This window comes from Streptomyces colwelliae, from assembly GCF_048158785.1.
GTDB lineage: Bacteria > Actinomycetota > Actinomycetes > Streptomycetales > Streptomycetaceae > Streptomyces.
In genome coordinates, this window is the sequence record NZ_JBLTJC010001040.1 from 1 (window position 1) to 397 (window position 397).

Below are 397 nucleotides of genomic sequence, written 5' to 3' on the forward strand. Positions count from 1 at the left end.
GGGGGTGCCGGCGGGCCGGGGGGCTCGCCGGCGGAGTCGTCGACGGTGATCGCGATGCGGATCGGCCGGCCGCACTCGCGGCTCAGCGTCTCGCTGACGATCGGGGCGAGGCGTCCCTCGAGCACGCCTTTCGCAAACTCGTTCGGTACGGCGAGCAAGGCTGTGTCGGCGACGAGTGCCAGGGGTTGGCAGCGCCGGATCCAGTGCTCGTCCTTGGTCTCGACACCCTGCCCACGCCCCTCACCGAGAAGTTGCTCCAGCACTCGTGGCCACACTGCGGCAAGATCGGCAGGTACGTCAGCCACAGGGCACGCTCTCTCACGGGTCCCACGAACGTGTGGTTCGCGGACGGGACGGGATGTACATCGGGTGGGGCGCTCGGGAAAAAGGTGTGGGG

At 69.3% G+C, this 397-nt stretch carries 1 pseudogene; it reads right to left on the reverse strand.

Features of this window, described 5'->3' with window-relative positions:
• A pseudogene (dnaA, locus tag ACNFOC_RS55735) lies at positions 1–305 on the reverse strand (chromosomal replication initiator protein DnaA); the annotation flags it as partial.
• Positions 306–397: the final 92 nt, after the last annotated feature.